Consider the following 19,440-nt stretch of genomic DNA (forward strand, 5'->3'; position numbering starts at 1 on the left):
CATGCACGCCCCGGCCGACAACGCGCGCAAGCCTTCGCTGGTGGTGATCGGCAACGGCATGGCCGGCATGCGCACGGTCGAGGAATTGCTCAAGCTGGCGCCGGAGCTCTACGACATCACCGTGTTCGGCGCCGAGCCGCACGGCAACTACAACCGCATCATGCTTTCGCCGGTGCTGGCGGGCGACAAGGGCATCGACGACATCATGCTCAACACCCGCGAGTGGTACGCCGAGAACAACATCGCGCTGCACGCCGGCGATCCGGTGCAACACATCGACCGCCGCCGCCGCACGGTGAAGTCCAGGAGCGGCGTCGAGGTGAAGTACGACCGCCTGTTGCTGGCCACCGGCTCCACGCCCTTCATCATCCCGGTGCCTGGCCACGAGCTGCCGGGCGTGATCGCCTTCCGCGACATCCAGGACGTCGACGCCATGCTGGAGGCGGCGCGCAGGCATCGCCACGCGGTGGTGATCGGCGGCGGCCTGCTCGGCCTGGAAGCGGCCAACGGCCTGATGCGCCAGGGCATGGAAGTGACCGTGGTGCACGTCTCCGATACGCTGATGAACCAGCAGCTGGACAAGCCCGCCGCCGCCCTGCTCAAGAAGGCGCTGGAGGCCAAGGGCCTGCGCTTCCTGCTCAATGCCGACACTGCTGAAATCGCCGGCTCCGACCGCGTCGCCGCGGTGCGCTTCAAGGATGGCTCGGAGATCCCGGCCGACCTGGTGGTGATGACCGCCGGCGTGCGCCCCAACATCGCGCTGGCCAAGTCGGCCGGCCTGCATTGCGAACGCGCCATCATCGTCGACGATACGCTGCAGACCTTTGACCCGCGCGTCTATGCCGTGGGCGAATGCGTGCAACACCGCAAAGCCACCTTCGGCCTGGTGGCGCCGATCTGGGACCAGGCGCGGGTGGCCGGCGCGCACCTGGCCGGCGCCGGCCATCGCCGCTACGTGCAGCAGGCCACCGCCACCAAGCTGAAGGTGACCGGCGTGGATCTCTATTCGGCGGGCGACTTCATCGGCGGCGACGACACCGAAGACCTTGTGGTGCGCGACCCGCGCCGCGGCGTCTACAAGCGCCTGGTGCTGCGCGGCAACCGGCTGGTGGGCGCGGTGCTGTACGGCGACGTCAAGGACGGCCCGTGGTACTTCGAGCTGATCCAGGCTGGCCGCGATATCTCAGGCTTCCGCCGCGAGCTGCCCTTCGGGGAAGCAATGTGCCAGAAGGCCGCATAAGAGGAAACGCAACGTGAACCTGTCCCACACCCCCATCGCGATCGCCGTGGCGACCACCCGCACCACCTGCCCCTATTGCGGCGTGGGCTGCGGCGTGTCGGCCTCGATGAAGGAAGACGGCAGCATCGGCGTCAAGGGCGACGATGCGCATCCCGCCAACAAGGGGCGGCTGTGCGTGAAGGGCTCGGCGCTGGGCGAAACGGTGGACCTCGACGGCCGCCTGCTGCACCCCAAGATGCGCGACGCCCAGGGCAACATGCGGCGGGTGGCGTGGGACGAGGCCATCGACACCGTGGCCGCGAAATTCTCCGCCATCATCGCCGAGCACGGCCCGGATGCAGTGGCGCTGTACGTCTCCGGCCAGTTGCTGACCGAGGACTACTACATCGCCAACAAGCTGATGAAGGGTTACATCGGCAGCGCCAACATCGACACCAACTCGCGCCTGTGCATGTCGTCGGCGGTGGCCGGCCACAAGCGCGCCTTCGGCGAGGACCTGGTGCCGGTCTGCTATGAAGACCTGGAACTGGCCGACATGGTGGTGCTGGTCGGCTCCAACGCAGCGTGGTGCCATCCCATCCTGTTCCAGCGCATCGCCAGGATCAGGGAAACCCGCCCCAACGCCAAACTGGTGGTGATCGACCCGCGCCGCACCGCCACCTGCGAACTGGCCGACCTGCACCTGCCGGTGAAGGCCGGCACCGACGTCTGGCTGTTCAACGGCTTGCTGAGCTATCTCGCGCACCGCGGCCGGCGCGACAACGGCTTCATCGAGGCGCACACCAGCGGTTTCGACGAAGCGCTGGCCACGGCCGACGCCGAATGCGCCGACCCGGCCACGGTGGCGCGCATCTGCAAGGTCGACCTGGTCGACCTGCTGGCCTTCTACGAAGCCTTCGCCGATACCGAGAAGGTGGTCACCGGCTTCTCGATGGGCGTGAACCAATCCTCGGCCGGCACCGACAAGGTCAACAGCATCATCAACTGCCACCTGGTGACCGGCCGCATCGGCCGGCCGGGCATGGGGCCGTTCTCCATCACCGGCCAGCCCAACGCCATGGGCGGACGCGAAGTCGGCGGCCTGGCCAACATGCTGGCCGCGCACATGGAGCTGGACAACGCCGCCCATCGCGAGATCGTGCAGGGCTTCTGGCATTCGCCGCGCATGGCCGACAAGGTCGGCCTGAAGGCGGTCGACCTGTTCCGCGCGATCGAGGACGGCAGCGTCAAGGCGGTATGGGTGATGGCCACCAATCCCATGGTCAGCCTGCCCGACGCCGACCTGGTGCGGCGCGCGCTGCAGAAGTGCGAGTTGGTGGTCTCGTCGGACGTGGTCGAACAGACCGACACCAACGCCCTGGCCCACGTGCTGCTGCCGGCGCTGGCCTGGGGCGAGAAGGACGGCACGGTCACCAATTCCGAGCGCCGCATCTCGCGCCAGCGCGCCTTCCTCACCGCCCCCGGCGAGGCGCGCGGCGACTGGCGCATCATCTGCGACGTGGCGCGCAGCATGGGCTTCGACGGCTTCGATTTCGACGGCCCGCACGCCATCTTCGACGAGCATGCGCGGCTCTCCGTCCACCGCAACGACGAGAGCGGCGCGCGCCGCGTGTTCAAGCTCTCGGGCCTGACCGGCATGGACAGACCGCAGTACGACGCCCTGCAGCCGATCCAGTGGCCGGTTCAGCGCCTGTCCGACGGCAGCGTGGCCGGCGCCGCGCGGGTGCTGGAAGACCTGCGCTTCAGCCACCCCGACGGCCGCGCCCGCTTCGTCCCGACCGCGCCGCGCGGCCCGGCCAACCTGGCCTGCGAAGACTATCCGCTGATCCTCAACACCGGCCGCGTGCGCGACCACTGGCACACCATGACGCGCACCGGCAAGTCGGCCACGCTGGCCAGCCACATTCCCGAAGCCTTCATCGACATCCACCCGCAGGACGCGCTGCTGTATGGCGTGCGCGAAGGCGGCCTGGCGCGCATCTCCAGCCGCTGGGGCGCGATGGTGGCGCGCGTGCAGCACGGCGGCGGTATCCCCCGCGGCAGCGTGTTCGTGCCGATCCACTGGAACGGCCAGTCGGCCTCGGACGCGCGCGTGGGCGCACTGGTCAACCCGGTGGTGGACCCGGTCTCGGGCGAGCCGGAGTTCAAGCACACGCCGGTGGCGATCGAAGAATTCCGCGTGGCCTGGCACGGCTTCATCCTCACCCGCCACGACCTGGCGTTGGATCAGATCACGCACTGGACCCGCGTGCAGGGCCGCGACTTCACCCGCTTCGAGCTGGCCGGGCGCAATCACATCGGCGATCACGCCGCCTGGGCGCGCAAGCTGCTGGGTGTGGAAGACCTCGAAGCCGACTGGCTGGAATACGAAGACCTCAGCGACGGCAGCTACCGCGCCGTGCATGTGGTGGATGATCGCATCGACATGTGCCTCTTCATCTCGGCCCGCCCCGACCTGCCCTCGCGCTCGTGGCTGGCCGGGCTGTTCGCCAAGGACAAGCTGGAAGACGCCGACCGCGTGGGCCTCCTGGTCGGCCAACCGATCGAGAAAGGCGCCGACGCCGGCCCCACCGTCTGCTCCTGCTTCGGCGTTGGCCGCAACACCATCTGCGACGCCATCCGCGCGCGCAAGCTGAAGGAAGTCGGCGAAGTGACAGCCTGCCTGAAGGCCGGCGGCAACTGCGGCTCCTGCGTACCCGAGATCAAGAAGCTGCTGGTCGAGATCAAGGTGCTGGCCGCAGCGGAAACGCCCGAAACGGCTCCCGCCGCATGAGGCGAACAAGCTTGCGCAAAGAGTAAGTTGACCTGGGCGAACGTATGCTGTTATTATCTCGCCTCTCGGAGTGTAGCGCAGCCCGGTAGCGCACCTGGTTTGGGACCAGGGGGTCCAAGGTTCGAATCCTTGTACTCCGACCACACATGAAACGGGCTGTCGATGACAGCCCGTTTTTCTTTTCCGGAATCGTTTTGTTTTGCCGCTCTTTCAGCCACACCGAAAGAGTCCCACGACAAAAGCGGCTTCCGTCTCTGCCCTTAGCTCAACCGGATAGAGCAACGGCCTTCTAAGCCGTAGGTTAGGGGTTCGATTCCCTTAGGGCAGGCCACCTCTCCCCCGACGTACTCAATTCCCCTGCCCGCCCTGCTGGTAGATATCCGGCCGCGAAATGTGCCAGACGAAATCCCCGCGATTGATCGCTTCGAACCCGCAGCGCGCGTACAGCCACGGCGCAGTTGAAGTGGTGAGCATCACGCGGCGCAGCTTTTGCAGCGTGGGGTGCTGGTTGCAGGATTCGATCAGCCAGCGGCCCAGGCCCTGGCCACGCTGGTCTTCAACCATGAAGACGTCGCACAGGTAGCCGAAGGTGGCGTGGTCGGTGACGACGCGGGCGAAGCCGATTTGCTGGCTGCCGCGGTAGACGCCGAAGCACAGGCTGTTGGCGACGGCCGTGCGCACGGTGTTGAAGTCGATGCCGGGCGACCAGCTGGAGGCCGTCAGCACGCTGTGGATCAGTGGAATATCCAGCCGGTCGGGATCGGTGTCGATGAGGTAGTCATCGCGCCGCCAGATCAGGTGTTGGCTCATGCTCTTCCCTTGCGTCAAAGAATGTTTGAATGTCGTTGTGGAAACAGTTTAACTTTTGCTCCGGCGATGCGCCAGCACCTGACCGGCCGCATGCACCTTCCATTATTGCCGCGCTGGCAACTTCGGTGCCGGCTGCCCGCCGATTGAAACATCGCTTGCAATTCCGTTACACCTCGCGCGGCCGTCCTGGCCGACCATAAGATCACCGTTCCTGCGCCGAGGTTTCGTTATTTTTCCGGCGCGGCAAATAATTCAGGAGAGACGACATGAACAAGAAGACGCTGGCCTGGGCCGCTTGCCTGGTGTTTTCGCTGGTGTCGGGCATGCCCGCCGCGCAGGCCCAATCCAATTACCCCGCTTATCCGCCGCCGCCCGCCTCTTACACGCAGGAGCAGCTGGACCAGATGCTGGCGCCGGTGGCGCTGTATCCCGATTCGCTGCTGGCGCAGGTGCTGATGGCGTCGACCTATCCGCTGGAGGTGGTGCAGGCGCAGCGCTTCGTCGAGGCTCGTCCCGGCCTGCAGGGCGATGGCCTGGCGAGGTCGGTGGCGCCGATGCCGTGGGATCCCAGCGTGAAGGCGCTGGTGCAGTTTCCTTCGGTGCTGGCGATGATGAACGATCGCCTGGACTGGATGCAGCAGATGGGCCAGGCCTTCCTCTCGCAGCAGGGCGCGGTGATGGATACCGTGCAGAACCTGCGCGAGCGCGCGCAGGTGGCGGGCACGCTGCAGTCCAGCCCGCAGCAGCGGGTGGTGGCCGATGAGGGCCTGATCATGATCGAGCCGATCAACTCGCAGGTGGTCTACGTGCCTTACTACAACCCGGTGGTGGCGTATGGCAGCTGGTGGTGGCCGGCGGCGCAGCCGGTCTACTGGGCGCCGCCGCCCCGCTATCGCCCGCCGCACTATAACCCGGGCGTGACCGTCGGCATCACCTTCGGCAGCGGCATCGGCGTGATGCGCGCGGCCTTCGGCGATGCGCGTCCCGATTGGCGCCAGCGCCAGGTGATGGTGACGCAGACCCGCATCACCAACGTCACCAACAACAACGTGACGGTCAACCGCAACGTGACCGTCAACCAGCGGCCGGTGGTGTGGCATCACGATGCCCGCCATGGCAATCCGCGTCCGCAGGCGCCGCAGAACGCCCAGCAGGCCGGCGGCCGCCCGGAAGCGCCGCGCGGCGCACCGCCTCCAGCCCAGGCGCACGTCGCCCCGCCGGTTGCGCAAGCGCCGCAGGCGCGCCCTGCTCCACCGGCGCCGATGCCGGCGCAGCAGCAGCGCGTCATGCAGCAGGATCGCGAACGCAGGGAGGATGCGCGCGAGCAGCAGGTGGCCCAGGTGCGCGAAGTCCAGACGCAGCAGCGCCAGCGGGAACAACAGGCGCAGCAGCAGCAACGACAGCGTGAGCAGATGATCAACGACCAGCAGCGTCAGCGCGAACAGATGGCCAATGAGCAGCGCCAGCAACAGCAGAACCAGGAGCGCCAGGTGCAGCAACGCCAGCAGCAGATGCATGAGATGCAGATGCAGCAGGCCCAGCAGGCGCGCGACCAGCAACGGCAGGTGCAGCAGCAACAGCAACAACAGCAGCAGCGCCAGCAACAGGAACAAGCCCGTCAACAACAGGAGCAGGCGCGCCATCAGCAGGAGCAGAGCCGGCGCGAGCAGCAGGCCCGTCCGCCGCGCGACGATGGACGCTGATCCGGCCCGGTTCCGGCGGCTTCGTTGCTCGCCGGAAAACCGGGCTCGGCGCGGTCTGGATCGGGTATAATCACGGACTTTCCAGAGCTTTCCGAACATGCCGCGCGCGCCCGCCGGGCCGCGCATGCAGGGCCATCAAGGGTTGGATTTTCCAGCCCTTTTTCATTGGCCTCCCGTGACGGCGCACAGTCCCGAACCGACAGATCCGACATGCAAGAACCCAGCAACGACATCACCGGCGCAAGCGCCGACGAATCCGGCGGCCGCAAGGTCTCGACCGAACTGATCGCGCGCGAAGTGAAGCGCCGCCGCACCTTCGGCATCATCTCCCACCCCGACGCCGGCAAGACCACGCTGACCGAGAAGCTGCTGCTGTTCTCGGGCGCAATCCAGCTGGCCGGCACCGTGAAGGCGCGCAAGAGCGGCCGCCACGCGACCTCGGACTGGATGGAGATCGAAAAGCAGCGCGGCATCTCGGTGGCCAGCTCGGTGATGCAGTTCGAATACCGCGACCACGTGGTGAACCTGCTCGACACCCCGGGCCACCAGGACTTCTCGGAAGACACCTACCGCGTGCTGACCGCGGTGGACTCGGCGCTGATGGTGATCGACGCCGCCAAGGGCGTGGAAGAGCAGACCATCAAGCTGCTCAACGTCTGCCGCATGCGCAACACGCCCATCATCACCTTCATGAACAAGATGGACCGCGAGACCCGCGATCCGCTGGAGTTGCTCGACGAGCTGGAGTCGGTGCTGAAGATCCAGTGCGCGCCGGTGACCTGGCCGATCGGCATGGGCAAGAACTTCCGCGGCGTGTATCACCTGCTGCGCGATGAAATCATGCTGTTCAAGGCCGGCGAGGAACGCGCCGACGGCAGCGTGGAAATCATCAAGGGCATCGACAATCCCAAGCTGGTTGAGATGTTCCCGATGGAAATCGAACAGCTGAAGATGGAAGTCGAGCTGGTGCACGGCGCCTCGCATCCGTTCAACCTGGAGGAGTTCCTGGCCGGCGTGCAGACGCCGGTGTTCTTCGGTTCGGCCATCAACAACTTCGGCGTGCGCGAGATCCTCAACGCCCTGCTCGACTGGGCGCCGGGTCCGGGCGGGCGCGACGCCACCGTGCGCAACGTGCAGCCGATCGAAGAGCCGTTCTCCGGTTTCGTCTTCAAGATCCAGGCCAACATGGATCCGGCGCACCGCGACCGCATCGCCTTCCTGCGCGTGTGCTCGGGCCGCTTCGAGCGCGGCATGAAGTTGAAGCACCTGCGCCTGAACCGCGACATCAAGGTGTCCTCGGTGGTGACCTTCATGGCGTCCAGCCGCGAGCAGGTGGAAGAGGCTTACGCCGGCGACATCATCGGCCTGCCCAACCACGGCAACATGCAGATCGGCGACAGCTTCTCCGAGGGCGAGATGCTGCAGTTCACCGGCATCCCCTACTTCGCGCCGGACTTCTTCCGCGTGGCGCGCATCCGCAACCCGCTGAAGATCAAGCAATTGCACAAGGGCCTGCAGCAGCTGGGCGAAGAAGGTGCGGTGCAGGTGTTCAAGCCGGTCACCGGCAGCGACCTGATCCTGGGCGCGGTGGGCGTGCTGCAGTTCGAAGTGGTGGCCAGCCGCCTGTTGAACGAATACGGCGTGGACGCGGTGTTCGAAGGCACCAGCATCAGCAGCGCGCGCTGGGTGACCTGCGACGACAAGAAGAAGCTGGCCGATTTCGAGCGCTCCTCGGCCGGCGCCAACCTGGCCATCGATGCGGCCGGCAACCTGGCCTACCTGGCCAGCTCCGGCGTGAACCTGCGCCTGACGCAGGAACGCTGGCCGGAAGTGGTGTTCCATGCGACGCGGGAGCATGCGGCCAAGCTGGATTGAGCTTCGTTGCGATCCAATGGGAACGCCCGGCAGGCATGGCCTGACCGGGCGTTTTTTATTTTGGCGTGGCGCGGTTTCGTTGATGTCGCCATCTCTGTCATTCCGACGCGAGGCAGGATACCCATGGGCGTTCGTCGCACTCTATCCACTCCGGCCATGCACAACTGAAGACGCTGGGTCCCGGCCTTCGCCGGGACGACGGATAAGGGATGGCCTCAAACAACAAAGGGTTCAAGCTCGCCATTCCATGTCGTCCCGGCGAAGGCCGGGATCCAGTGACGTTTGCATCCTCCGGCACCGAAGCCGGCAAAGTGCAAGGCAATAAAAAAGCCGGCCCATGGCCGGCTCTTCCATCGCGCAGAAAACGCAGACTTACTTGGCAGCCTTCTTGAAGGCTTCCACGCCGGCCAGGATTTCCTCGCGGGCGGCGTCCGGGCCTTCCCAGCCTTCGACCTTGACCCACTTGCCCTTTTCCAGGTCCTTGTAGTGCTCGAAGAAGTGCTTGATCTGGCTCAGGCGCAGCTCGTTCAAGTCTTCCGGCTTTTGCCAGTGGGTGTAGATCGGCAGGATCTTGTCGACCGGCACGGCCAGCAGCTTGGCGTCAATGCCCGACTCATCGCTCATCTTGAGCACGCCGATGGGACGGCAGCGCACCACCACGCCCGGGATCAGCGGGAACGGGGTGATCACCAGCACGTCGACCGGGTCGCCGTCTTGCGACAGGGTCTGGGGGATGTAGCCGTAGTTGCACGGGTAGTGCATGGCGGTGCCCATGAAGCGGTCGACGAAGATCGCGCCGGTGTCCTTGTCCACTTCATACTTGATCGGATCGGCGTTCATCGGGATTTCGATGATCACGTTGAAGTCATTCGGCAGGTCGCGGCCGGAGGGGACGTTGTTCAGGCTCATGGGATTCTCACTAAGGGGAAAGAAAACGGAAAAGCGGAATTCTGGATCGGCGCGCAAGCGCTGGAATACGCAGAAAGCGGCAATTATAGCGGCATTCTGGCCGGCTTCCGACCCCACGCGGGGAAAAGCGCATCGGCAGCGTTTCCCGGCGTCAAGCCGTCCATGCCGGGGCGCCTCCGATCAGCATCGCCGCCAACATAGCGGCCGCAACTTACGCCAGCATGACAGCGCCGGCGGGCATAAAAAAAGGCGGAGCAGCCAGGGCCGCTTCCGCCTTTGTTCCGATCCCGGCGATTTGGTTCAGCGGATCGCGGTCGCCAGCGCGCACTGCTTGTAGTGGGCGCTGGCCTGGTCCGGCTGGTCCAGCGCCTCGTGCAGCTGGGCCAGGGCCAGGTGGGACTCGCGCACGGTGCGCGGCTCGATGGCGTCCGACAGGGCCTGCTCCAGGTGGCGCTGGGCCTTACCCCACAGCTTCTGGCGCAGGCAGAACATGCCCAGCGTCAGCGCCAGCTCGGCATCGGTCGGGTTCTTGGCGAGCCAGGCCTCGCAATGCTCGATCTGCGCCAGCAGCGCGGCCGAGCCGGCTTCGGCGGTGGATTCGCGATAGGCCCGCAAGAGACGGATATCCCAGTCGGCCGCCAGCGCGCGCTCCAGCAGGGTGCGCGCCTCGTCGTGGAGGGCGCGGCTGGAGAAGGCGTGAGCCGCGCGCGCGGCGATGAAGGGCTTGAGCTTGTCGGCGCCGGGCACGCCTGACCACAGCAGGCGGATCGATTCGGCGTCGTGCGAGCGGTCCGACATCAGCGCGTCGTAGGCCATCTCGCGCAGGCGGTTGGACAGCGCCGGATGCAGGGCATTGCGCTTGTCCAGCGTCTGCACCAGGCGCAGCACCTCGGGCCAGTTCTTGGCCTGCTGGTTGGCCTTGAGCGCCCATTGCAGCGCCTGGATGTGGCGGGTGCCGTTGGCGTTCAACTCTTCCACCGTTTCCAGCGCCTGCTTGAACTGGTGCTCGTCGACCTGCAGCTCCAGCGCGGTCATCAGGCGCGCCGGCTTCAGGGTCGGGTCGACCTCGGTGCTGGCCAGCCAGATGTCGCGGCGGTCGGCCTGGCGCATGCGGTGCGCGGCGCGGGCGGCGATCAGGGCGGCGATGCCGGCGTTGTCGGGCAGGTCGGAGGCGCGCGTGGCAGACTTCTCGGCCTGGCCGAAGCGGCCTTCGAAGTAGGCCTTGAGCGAGTCGCGCAGGGCCTTGTTGCTTTCATTCTCGCGCTTGGCGCGACGGTAGGCGATGACGCGGCCGGGCAGCTTCTGCGTCAGGCGCACTGCGCGGATGACGACGTAGATCGCCAGGAACGCCGCCAGCACCAGGAAGATGAAGAAGTTCAGCGAGAGGTCGACGCGGTACGGCGGATAGAACAGCACCACGTTGCCGGGGTTGAAGCGCGCCAGCACGGCCAGGCCGATGGCGGACGCGAACAGGGTGAGAAGCCAGAGCAGTATTTTCATATCGCTAGTCCCGATCCGCTCAACGACGGGCTTTGTAGTTGCGCACCGCGTTCAGGCTCTCGGCCAGCGTCGGCATCTGGATCGACAGGTTGCTGCCCTGCACTTGCTTCAACAGCGCCTGGGTGGTCTGCACCTGCTTGGCGCGGGTGTCGAAATACTTGGCGATGGAATCCTGGGCCGCCGACAGGTCGTTGCGGAAGGCGAACTCATTGCGCGAGAGCAGCGCCAGGCGCGCGTTCAGCAGGCGCAGCTTGAGGTTCTCGCGCACGAAATAGGCCTGGCCCGGCGACAGCAGGATCGCCTCGGGCGCCTGCACTTCGCGGATGCGCACCAGCTGGCGCAGCTCGGCCATCATCTCGCTGCTCATGCTCTGCCACTTGTCCTGGGCGCCGGCCAGCCACTGCGACCAGGCCGACGGTTCGGCGGCGGCCTGCGGCTCGTTCTTGCCCTTGGCCTGCTTGGCCTTGGCGGGCGCCGCCTGCGGCGCCATGCGCGGCTTGGGCTCGCTGGCCGACTCCACCGGACGCTCATCGACCAGCAACGGCATGTTGTCGATCTGGCCGATGGCGCTGTCCAGGCGCACGGCGATGCCGGCGATGTCGACCGTAGGCAGCGCCTTGAGGCGATCGATGTCGCGCGCGATGGCGCGACGGATGGCGATGAATTGCGGCTTGTCGGAACGCGACAGGCTCTTGTCGGCGTTCTGCAACGCGATCAGCGCGCCCTGCACGTTGCCGGCCAGCTCCAGCTGCTGGTCAGCGGTGGACAGGACTTCCTCGATCTCGGAGAGCGCCCAGTCGTCGCGGTTCTTGTTGAGGTCCTGGTACATCTGCTCCAGCGCCAGCTGCTGGCTCTGGGATTCGGCCTGCTTGCTGTCGAGCACGCTGACCTTGGATTGCAGTTCCTTGGTGTTTTCCTGCACCGACTTCAGCACGCCCTTGAGCTCGTTGCTGCTGTTGTCGCCGGTCTGCAGGCGCTGCGCGACTTCGCTGCGCAGGTCGCGCAGTTCGGTGCGCGACATCCACCATTGCACGCCCAGCGCGACGATCACCAGCAGCAGCAGGATCGTCAGCAGGCGTTGCCGGCGGCGCAGCGGCGCGGTGCCGTCCGGCGCGGATGGGTAGTAAGTGGGAGCCGACGTGTTGCTGTAGCTCGCCTCCGGCTTGGTCTCCGGCAGGTTGGACTCTGGTGTGGATTGCTGTTCGTTCATGGGCTGGATTGTAACGCGGCAATTAGTCGTTCGTCGCCCGAACCGGCCAGGATCACCGAGCAAAAGCCCAGCGACTGGGCGGTGCAGGCGATCCGGTGGTGCGAGACAAAGATTCGTTGTCGTTGCAGTTTTACCACACGATCGTCGCCTCCGGCTAGTCTTGTCATCTCAAGCAAATTGCGCAGGGCCTCGGAACTGGTGACCACCCAGTCGCCGCCGCCGTCGGCCAGCGCCAGCAACTGCGCGCGATTGCGCTCGTCCAGCGGCGGCGCCAGGCGCCGGTAGGCGGTCACGTGTTCGATCTCGATGCCCTGCTCCTGCAAGGCCTCGCTGAGGAAATCGCGGCCGCTCTGCCCGCGCACGATCAGCACGCGTCGGCCGCGCAAGCCCGCCAGCGGCAGCGACTTGAGCAGCTCCTCGGAATCCATCTTGCCCTCGCCCGCCGGCGCGAAGATGACGGCATTGCCCTCATCCACGCCATGCGCGCGCAAGGCCGCCCGGCTGCCCTCGCCGACGATGCCGATGGGCAGCGCCGCCGGCCAGCCGGCCAGCAGGCGAAATACCGCATCGATGGCGTTGGGACTGACGAACACCGCCAGCGCGAATTCATGCAAGCGGCCCAGCACGGCCCGCAATCCCGACACATCGTCCACCGGCTCGATGGCCAGCAGGGGAAAGATCTCGGCGCGCCGGCCGATCGCCTCCACGCGGGAGGCGAAGGCCTGCGCCTGCTGCAGCGGTCGCGTCACCACGACCGGCAAGGCGGCCGCTGGATCAGGAAGCCTCGGCATCAGCCTGCGCCTTGCAGGCGGCGAGGATGGCGTCGGCGTCCCGGGCCTTGAGCAAGTCGGCCACCTGTTCGCCCAGCGCCTCGGGCGCATCGGCCGGGCCTTCGGCTTCGGCGGCCGCGCTGCGGCTGCCGTCGGGCGTGGCGATCATGGCGCGCAGGCGCACGCGCGCGCCGTCCACGGTGGCATAGGCGGCCAGCGGGATCTGGCAGCTGGCGCCGAAGATGCGCGAGACCGAGCGCTCGGCGGCGGAAGCCACTGCAGCAGTCTCGTCATGCAGCGGCGCCAGGAAGCGGCGGATGTCGTCGCGGCCGGCCGGGATCTCGATGGCCAGCGTGCCCTGGCCGGGCGACGGCAGGCTCACCTCGGGATCGAGCCAGTCGCGGATGCGCTGCTTCAGGCCCAGTCGGTTCAACCCGGCCACGGCCAGGATGATGGCGGCATAGTCGCCGCGGTCGAGCTTGGCCAGGCGGGTGTCGAGGTTGCCGCGCAGCGGCTTGACCACCAGCTGCGGATAGCGCGCGGCGATCATCGCCTGGCGGCGCAGGCTGCTGGTGCCGACGATGGCGCCGGCCGGCAAGGCGGCCAGCGAGGCGTAGTCGTTGGAGACGAAGGCGTCGCGCGGATCCTCGCGCTCCAGGATGGCGGCCAATTCGAAGCCTTCGGGCAGCTCCATCGGCATGTCCTTGAGGCAGTGCACGGCGAGGTCGGCGCGGCCCTCGGCCATCGCCACTTCCAGCTCCTTGACGAACAAGCCCTTGCCGCCGACCTTGGAGAGCGTGCGATCGAGGATCTGGTCGCCGCGCGTGGTGGTTCCGAGGATACTGATGCTGCACTGCGGATATAATGTTTTTATCCGGTCCCGCACGTACTCGGCCTGCCACATGGCAAGGCGGCTTTCACGCGAGACGATGACGATTTTGGAAGGAGGGAATTCTTTCAAGACGGGCTTTCCGATTCAGTCGTGGCACCCGCGGCAGAGGAGACGGGAAAGCAGGCGGCCGGCGATTCCAACTGAAAAAAATAATTAGACTGAGACAACAATATCGAAGCAAATTCTAGCACGCAGCACCCTGGCAATTCGATCCACAAGCACGACTTTCTCCCTCGAAAACCGCAGCAACAGTTGATCATGGCGACTACAAATCCAACTAAACGCAATGCCCGCTCCGCTTCACCCTCTCCCCGCTCCGGCGATGCCAAGGCAATCCCCGCCAATGGAAAAACCGGCAAACCCGTGCGCGGCGCCGACAAGGACGCGCCGCTGAAAGAAGACATCCGCCTGCTCGGCCGCCTGCTGGGCGAAGTGGTTCGCGAGCAGGAAGGCGACGAGGTCTTCGAGGTGGTGGAAACCATCCGCCAGACCGCCGTGCGCTTCCGCCGCGAGTCCGACGCCCGTGCCGGCGCCGAGCTCGACAAGCTGCTGAAGAAGCTGACCCGCGACCAGACCAATTCGGTGGTGCGCGCGTTCTCCTACTTCTCGCACCTGGCCAACATCGCCGAGGACCAGCACCACAACCGCCGTCGCCGCGCCCACCTGCTGGCCGGTTCCGCCGCCCAGCCGGGCAGCGTGGCCTATGCGCTGTCGCAGCTGGACGACGCCGGCGTGTCCGGCGCCCAGGTGCGCAATTTCCTGAAGGATGCCCTGGTCTCGCCGGTGCTGACCGCGCACCCGACCGAGGTGCAGCGCAAGAGCATCCTGGACGCCGAGCGCGAGATCGCGCGCCTGGTGGCCGAACGCGACAACCCGCTCACGCCCAAGGAGCTGCGTCACAACACCGAGCTGCTGCGCGCGCGCATCGCCACGCTGTGGCAGACGCGCATGCTGCGCTATACCAAGCTGACGGTGGCCGACGAGATCGAGAACGCCCTCTCCTATTACCGCATCACCTTCCTGCGCGAGCTGCCGGCCCTGTATGACGACGTCGAAGCCGAGATCGACAGCCAGTTCCCGGCGCGCGGCAAGGCGCGCGCCGCGGCCGAGCTGCCGCCTTACCTGCAGATGGGCAGCTGGATCGGCGGCGACCGCGACGGCAATCCCAACGTCAACGCCGGCACCATGCAGCACGCCCTGAAGCGCCAGTCCACCACGATCTTCGATTACTACCTGGAAGAAGTGCACACGCTGGGCGCCGAGCTGTCGATCTCCACACTGATGGTGGACGCCAGCCCCGAACTGCTGGCGCTGGCCGACGCCTCGCCCGACCATTCCGACCACCGCGCCGACGAGCCTTACCGCCGCGCGCTGATCGGCATCTATGCGCGTCTGGCGGCCACGGCCCGCGCGCTGGGCGTGGTCAACATCCTGCGCCAGGAAGTCGGCGCCGCCGCGCCCTACGAGGCGCCGGCCGATTGCGTGGCCGAGCTGGAGGTGCTGGTGAGCTCGCTGCAGGCCAACCATGGGGCCGCGCTGGTCAAGCCGCGCCTGGCGGGCTTGAAGCGCGCGGTCGAGATCTTCGGTTTCCACCTGGCCACGCTGGACATGCGCCAGAGCTCCGACGTCCACGAGCGCGTGCTGGCAGAACTGTTCGCCAAGGCGCAGGTGGAGAGCGACTACGCCGGCCTCTCCGAGGAGCGCAAGGTCGCGCTGCTGCTGGGCGAACTGGCCAAGCCGCGCCTGCTGCATTCGCCCTACCTGGAATACGCCGACGAAACCAATTCCGAGCTGTCCATCCTGCGCGCGGCGCGCGAGATCCGCCGCCGCTACGGCGAGCGCGCCATCCGCAACTACATCATCTCGCACACCGAGACGCTGTCCGACCTGATCGAAGTGCTGCTGCTGCAGAAGGAAACCGGCCTGCTGCACATCGAGGGCAACCAGTTGAAGGAACTGGAGCTGATGGTCATCCCGCTGTTCGAGACCATTCCCGACCTGCGCTGCGCCGCCGAGATCATGCACGGCTGGCTGGCGCTGCCGCAGGTGAAACCCCTCATCGCCGGGCAGGGCAAGCTGCAGGAGGTGATGCTGGGCTACTCCGACTCCAACAAGGACGGCGGCTTCCTCACCTCCAACTGGGAGCTGTACAAGGCCGAGAACCAGCTGGTCGCGCTGTTCAACCAGGCCGGCGTAAAGCTGCGCCTGTTCCACGGCCGCGGCGGCACCGTGGGCCGCGGCGGCGGCCCCAGCTACCAGGCTATCCTGGCGCAGCCGCCGGGCACCGTGAACGGCCAGATCCGCCTGACCGAACAGGGCGAGATCATCGCCTCCAAGTTCTCCAACCCGGAGATCGGACGCCGCAACCTGGAGCTGCTGGTGGCCGCCACGCTGGAAGCCAGCCTGATGCCGCACGCCGGCGACGGCAAGCAAGCCGGCAAGATCGCCGGGTTCGAGCGCGTGATGGAGGAACTCTCGGAACGCGCCTACCGCGCGTACCGCAACCTGGTCTATGAGACCCCGGGCTTCACCGACTACTTCTTCGCGGCCACGCCGATCGCCGAGATCGCGCAGTTGAACATCGGCTCGCGCCCCGCCTCGCGCAAGGCGACCCAACGCATCGAAGACCTGCGCGCGATCCCCTGGGGTTTCTCCTGGGGCCAGTGCCGCCTGCTGTTCCCGGGCTGGTACGGCTTCGGCAGCGCGGTCTCGGGCTGGCTGGCCGACGGCGGCGGCGCCAAGGAAAACGCCAAGCGCCTGGCCACGCTGCGCGCCATGTGCAAGGAGTGGCCGTTCTTCGCGGCGCTGCTCTCCAACATGGACATGGTGCTGTCCAAGACCGACCTCGCCGTGGCCTCGCGCTACGCCGGGCTGGTGGCGGACCGCAAGCTGCGCAACGCGATCTTCGGCCGCATCACCGACGAGCATGAGCGCACCAGCGCCCTGCTGTCGTCGATCACGGGCAGCAAGGATCGCCTGGCCGGCAATCCGCTGCTGGCGCGCTCGATCAAGAACCGCTTCGCCTACCTCGATCCGCTCAATCACTTGCAGGTCGAGCTGATCAAGCGCCACCGGGCCACCCTGGCCGCCAAGCGCACACCGGAAGAACGCGTGCAGCGCGGCATCCACCTGACCATCAACGGCGTCGCCGCCGGCCTGCGCAATACCGGCTGACCGGCAGCCCCCGACCGCCGCCGCTTCAGGCAAGCCCCGCTGCGCACCCGGCAGCGGGGCTTTTTTGTTGCGCGACAGCAAGTGAGAAAAAAGATGAAACGTATCGTCTCAAGAACCGGGTTGGCATGCCGATAACCTATGGTCAGGATGGCATTTGACGGCCGGGCAACTGTGTTGCGCGAGCCGTACAGAGAATGCCGCTTCCTGCGCTGGATCAGTTTTTTGCAGTGCAAAAACACAAACCGGCCCGACAAGCACGGGCTTCATTTTGTAAAATACAGCCTTATCAGGGATTACATCGCAGCCGCCGCAGCCGGGCGTCGATCCTTATCAAGGAATCAACGACCGGCGCATGGGGACAAGTCGAGAACGACGGCGCGGACATCGATACGGGGAACCACACAAACATGCGCATCCGGGGAACATCTCTCTTCTCGCTTTGCATCGGCACTCTTTTGCTTGCCGCATCCACGCTCGTCCATGCCGCGCCGACGTCGGCGCCGCCGCCTCCGCTGCAGGCGCAGCGCGTCTCGCTGACCAGCGTCGACGGCAAGGGCGGCCGCGCCACCTCGCTCTACGGTGTCTGGATCAAGGCCCGCACCACGCTGGCCACCGACAAGAACGGCAGGTTCCCGACCGTGATCGCACTGCACGGCTGCGGCGGCCTGTACAGCATGGTGCGCGACGGCAAGGGCGAATTCACACCGCGCCACCTGGCCATGGCGCGCGTGCTTTCCGACGCCGGCTACAACGTGCTGTTCCCGGACAGCTTCACCCCGCGCGGGCGCCGCTCCACCTGCCAGGACACCCTGGCCCAGCGCGAGACCAGCGCCATGAACCGCCGTTACGACGTGCAGGCGGCCTTGCACTGGGTCTCGACCCAGAAGGACGTGGACATGAGCCGCGTCGCGCTGCTGGGCTGGTCGCACGGCGCCTCCACGGTGCTGGCCTCGCTCAACCTGGCCGACACCGACGTGGCCGTGCGCAAGATCCAGCCGCGCGCGGCGGTGGCCTTCTATCCCGACTGCCGCCCCTACGCCAAGCCGAGCGCGCCCTTCAAGCCGGCCGCGCCGCTGCTGATCCTGATGGGCGAGAACGACGACTGGACGCCGCCGCAGGCCTGCGAATCCCTGCAGAGCAAGATGCAAGGCGCCGACACCGAGATCGCGCTGCGCCTCTACCCCGACACCTACCATGATTTCGACGCGCCCGGCCTGCCGGTGCACGTGCGCATGGACATCGCCGGCATCGGCAAGCCCGGCGAGGGCGTAACCAGCGGCGCCAATCCCGATGCGCGCAGCCAGGCCTACCGCTCCATGCTCAACTTCCTGGACGCCAAGCTCAATTATTGACGTCACCGAGCATGCCCGGCCTCGACGGCCGCCGGCAGGCTCCAATGAAAAATGCCGGCCCACTTTCGGGGGCCGGCATTTTTGTTTGCGGCGTGGAGGCGTTGGCCCAGGGATCTCAGTTGATCAGTTCCTGCATGCCTTCGCTCAGCTCCGGCAGCGGCGGCATTTCCTCGGTGAACACGGCCAGTCCCAGGCCCAGCTTCTCGGCCACGTCCGACGGGAAGGTCGACTCCAGCTCGTCGGCGGAATACTTGTTTTCTTCCGCGCGGGCGCGCCAGGCGGCCAGGTGCACGATCGCGGCGAACTGGTCGAACTTGCCTTCCAGCGGCTGCGGGAAGCCCTTGATCACCTGCGAGAACTCGTCCGGGAAGCGCCAGCGCTTGGCCAGCTCGGCGCCGACGTCGGAGAAGTCGTAGCCGAAGGACTTGCGCTCGACATCCAGGCGGCGCGCATCCAGTGGGCCGGCCACCTTGTCCACCTGCAGCGCCTGCTCGGGCATGCCGGCATGCATCACCAGCTGGCCGATGGCATGCATCAGGCCGACGGTGAAGGCGAAATCGGAATTGACCTTGAGGCGCTTGGCCAGCCACTTGGCGACGATCGCGGTGTCCAGGCTATAGCGCCAGAACAGCTTCAGGTCGACGCCCGGCAGCTTCTTGAAGCTGCCCGCCATGCCGGTCGACACCACCAGGGTGCGCACGGTCATGAAGCCCAGCATCAGCACGGCATCCTCGACGGTGCCGATGGTGCGCGAGACATGGTAATAAGAGGAGTTGGCCAGGCGCAGGATCTTCGCGCTCAGCACCTGGTCTGCGGCCAGTTTCTTGCCGATCTCTTCGATCGAGACGGATTCGTTGTTGAAGCTTTCGATGACTTCCTGCACCACCTTGGGAATGCTTGGCAATGCCGTTTGCTGCTGAAACAGTGCTTCCAAATTCATGACCTTCTCTCCTGTAAGACTACCCCCAGACATCTTTCTTCAGCGTTTCTCAACTTTCCCGGTAACTACCGGGTCAGTCATCGCGATTCGAGTATAGCGGCTAGATTTGCCAATCGGGCAAGCTTTTTGCGCTTTGCGGAAGAGACTGCGCAGAAACAACAAGCATAAACAATGCCATGCAGAAATATCATAAATTCTCAGCTCTTCACTCGTGGGAAATCGACTTCCCGGCGGCTGAAAAAAGCGTGCGCCCGACAGCATGGCCAATGCGAAAAAACCGCATCGCCCGGCA

General features: G+C 66.1%; 13 protein-coding genes and 2 tRNA genes. 8 read left to right on the forward strand and 7 right to left on the reverse strand.

The features are described 5' to 3' along the window. The first annotated feature begins 1 nt into the window (after nucleotide 1). From Herbaro_RS13600 to Herbaro_RS13615, 4 genes are all read left to right on the forward strand, one after another. On the forward strand, nucleotides 2-1,240 hold the full coding sequence (locus Herbaro_RS13600) for an NAD(P)/FAD-dependent oxidoreductase (RefSeq protein ID WP_275010166.1): 1,239 nt from the start codon (nucleotides 2-4) through the stop codon (nucleotides 1,238-1,240). Between the two features lie 13 nt (nucleotides 1,241-1,253). Then, entirely contained in the window at nucleotides 1,254-4,013 is a 2,760-nt protein-coding gene (locus tag Herbaro_RS13605; protein WP_275010167.1) for a nitrate reductase, read from the forward strand. A 66-nt stretch (nucleotides 4,014-4,079) separates the two neighbouring features. Beyond that, nucleotides 4,080-4,156, forward strand: a tRNA-Pro gene (locus Herbaro_RS13610). 111 nt (nucleotides 4,157-4,267) lie between these two features. Further along, nucleotides 4,268-4,344: transfer RNA gene (locus Herbaro_RS13615), tRNA-Arg, on the forward strand. Between the two features lie 17 nt (nucleotides 4,345-4,361). Here the strand turns inward: Herbaro_RS13615 and Herbaro_RS13620 are convergent. Continuing rightward, nucleotides 4,362-4,823, reverse strand: a complete 462-nt coding sequence (locus tag Herbaro_RS13620; protein ID WP_275010168.1) for a GNAT family N-acetyltransferase — start codon at nucleotides 4,821-4,823, stop codon at nucleotides 4,362-4,364. A gap of 266 nt (nucleotides 4,824-5,089) precedes the next feature. Here Herbaro_RS13620 and Herbaro_RS13625 point away from each other — a divergent pair, with 266 nt between their 5' ends. Beyond that, nucleotides 5,090-6,526 (forward strand): DUF3300 domain-containing protein, encoded by a 1,437-nt coding sequence (locus Herbaro_RS13625; protein ID WP_275010169.1) that lies wholly within the window; start codon nucleotides 5,090-5,092, stop codon nucleotides 6,524-6,526. Between the two features lie 210 nt (nucleotides 6,527-6,736). Then, nucleotides 6,737-8,401 carry a peptide chain release factor 3 gene (locus Herbaro_RS13630; RefSeq protein WP_275010170.1) on the forward strand — a complete coding sequence of 555 codons (1,665 nt, stop codon included), beginning with the start codon at nucleotides 6,737-6,739 and terminating at the stop codon, nucleotides 8,399-8,401. 372 nt (nucleotides 8,402-8,773) lie between these two features. On the opposite strand, the gene ppa is transcribed toward Herbaro_RS13630, so the two are convergent. From ppa to hemC, 5 genes are all read right to left on the reverse strand, one after another. Beyond that, nucleotides 8,774-9,310, reverse strand: coding sequence for an inorganic diphosphatase (gene ppa / locus Herbaro_RS13635; protein WP_275010171.1), 537 nt, complete (start codon nucleotides 9,308-9,310; stop codon nucleotides 8,774-8,776). Between the two features lie 300 nt (nucleotides 9,311-9,610). Continuing rightward, nucleotides 9,611-10,810, reverse strand: a complete 1,200-nt coding sequence (locus Herbaro_RS13640) for a heme biosynthesis protein HemY (RefSeq protein ID WP_275010172.1) — start codon at nucleotides 10,808-10,810, stop codon at nucleotides 9,611-9,613. Between the two features lie 19 nt (nucleotides 10,811-10,829). Continuing rightward, a complete protein-coding gene (locus Herbaro_RS13645; RefSeq protein WP_275010173.1) occupies nucleotides 10,830-12,020 on the reverse strand; it encodes a uroporphyrinogen-III C-methyltransferase in 1,191 nt (396 codons plus the stop codon). Beyond that, nucleotides 12,017-12,811 (reverse strand): uroporphyrinogen-III synthase, encoded by a 795-nt coding sequence (locus tag Herbaro_RS13650; protein WP_275010174.1) that lies wholly within the window; start codon nucleotides 12,809-12,811, stop codon nucleotides 12,017-12,019. Before Herbaro_RS13650 ends, Herbaro_RS13645 begins: the two co-directional genes overlap by 4 nt. Further along, nucleotides 12,795-13,751 carry a hydroxymethylbilane synthase gene (gene hemC, locus Herbaro_RS13655; protein ID WP_275010175.1) on the reverse strand — a complete coding sequence of 319 codons (957 nt, stop codon included), beginning with the start codon at nucleotides 13,749-13,751 and terminating at the stop codon, nucleotides 12,795-12,797. The genes Herbaro_RS13650 and hemC overlap by 17 nt, the downstream gene beginning before the upstream one ends. A 189-nt stretch (nucleotides 13,752-13,940) precedes the next feature. Here hemC and ppc point away from each other — a divergent pair, with 189 nt between their 5' ends. Beyond that, nucleotides 13,941-16,856 carry a phosphoenolpyruvate carboxylase gene (gene ppc, locus Herbaro_RS13660; RefSeq protein WP_275010176.1) on the forward strand — a complete coding sequence of 972 codons (2,916 nt, stop codon included), beginning with the start codon at nucleotides 13,941-13,943 and terminating at the stop codon, nucleotides 16,854-16,856. 455 nt (nucleotides 16,857-17,311) lie between these two features. Next, nucleotides 17,312-18,208 carry a dienelactone hydrolase family protein gene (locus Herbaro_RS13665; protein WP_275010177.1) on the forward strand — a complete coding sequence of 299 codons (897 nt, stop codon included), beginning with the start codon at nucleotides 17,312-17,314 and terminating at the stop codon, nucleotides 18,206-18,208. A 115-nt stretch (nucleotides 18,209-18,323) separates the two neighbouring features. Here Herbaro_RS13665 and Herbaro_RS13670 read toward each other — a convergent pair whose 3' ends face one another. Then, nucleotides 18,324-19,148 (reverse strand): HDOD domain-containing protein, encoded by an 825-nt coding sequence (locus Herbaro_RS13670; protein WP_275010178.1) that lies wholly within the window; start codon nucleotides 19,146-19,148, stop codon nucleotides 18,324-18,326. Between the last annotated feature and the right edge of the window lie 292 nt (nucleotides 19,149-19,440).

Source organism: Herbaspirillum sp. WKF16, assembly GCF_028993615.1.
Taxonomy (GTDB): domain Bacteria; phylum Pseudomonadota; class Gammaproteobacteria; order Burkholderiales; family Burkholderiaceae_D; genus Herbaspirillum.

What these genes read in the sequence shown, in the direction of transcription:
- Herbaro_RS13600 (WP_275010166.1), top strand. Translation starts at nt 2, where the DNA reads ATGCACGCCCCGGCCGACAACGCGCGCAAGCCTTCGCTGGTGGTGATC.
- ppa (WP_275010171.1), bottom strand. Translation starts at nt 9,310, where the DNA reads ATGAGCCTGAACAACGTCCCCTCCGGCCGCGACCTGCCGAATGACTTC.
- Herbaro_RS13670 (WP_275010178.1), bottom strand. Translation starts at nt 19,148, where the DNA reads ATGAATTTGGAAGCACTGTTTCAGCAGCAAACGGCATTGCCAAGCATT.
- Herbaro_RS13625 (WP_275010169.1), top strand. Translation starts at nt 5,090, where the DNA reads ATGAACAAGAAGACGCTGGCCTGGGCCGCTTGCCTGGTGTTTTCGCTG.
- ppc (WP_275010176.1), top strand. Translation starts at nt 13,941, where the DNA reads ATGGCGACTACAAATCCAACTAAACGCAATGCCCGCTCCGCTTCACCC.
- Herbaro_RS13645 (WP_275010173.1), bottom strand. Translation starts at nt 12,020, where the DNA reads ATGAACGAACAGCAATCCACACCAGAGTCCAACCTGCCGGAGACCAAG.
- Herbaro_RS13640 (WP_275010172.1), bottom strand. Translation starts at nt 10,810, where the DNA reads ATGAAAATACTGCTCTGGCTTCTCACCCTGTTCGCGTCCGCCATCGGC.
- Herbaro_RS13630 (WP_275010170.1), top strand. Translation starts at nt 6,737, where the DNA reads ATGCAAGAACCCAGCAACGACATCACCGGCGCAAGCGCCGACGAATCC.
- Herbaro_RS13650 (WP_275010174.1), bottom strand. Translation starts at nt 12,811, where the DNA reads ATGCCGAGGCTTCCTGATCCAGCGGCCGCCTTGCCGGTCGTGGTGACG.
- Herbaro_RS13620 (WP_275010168.1), bottom strand. Translation starts at nt 4,823, where the DNA reads ATGAGCCAACACCTGATCTGGCGGCGCGATGACTACCTCATCGACACC.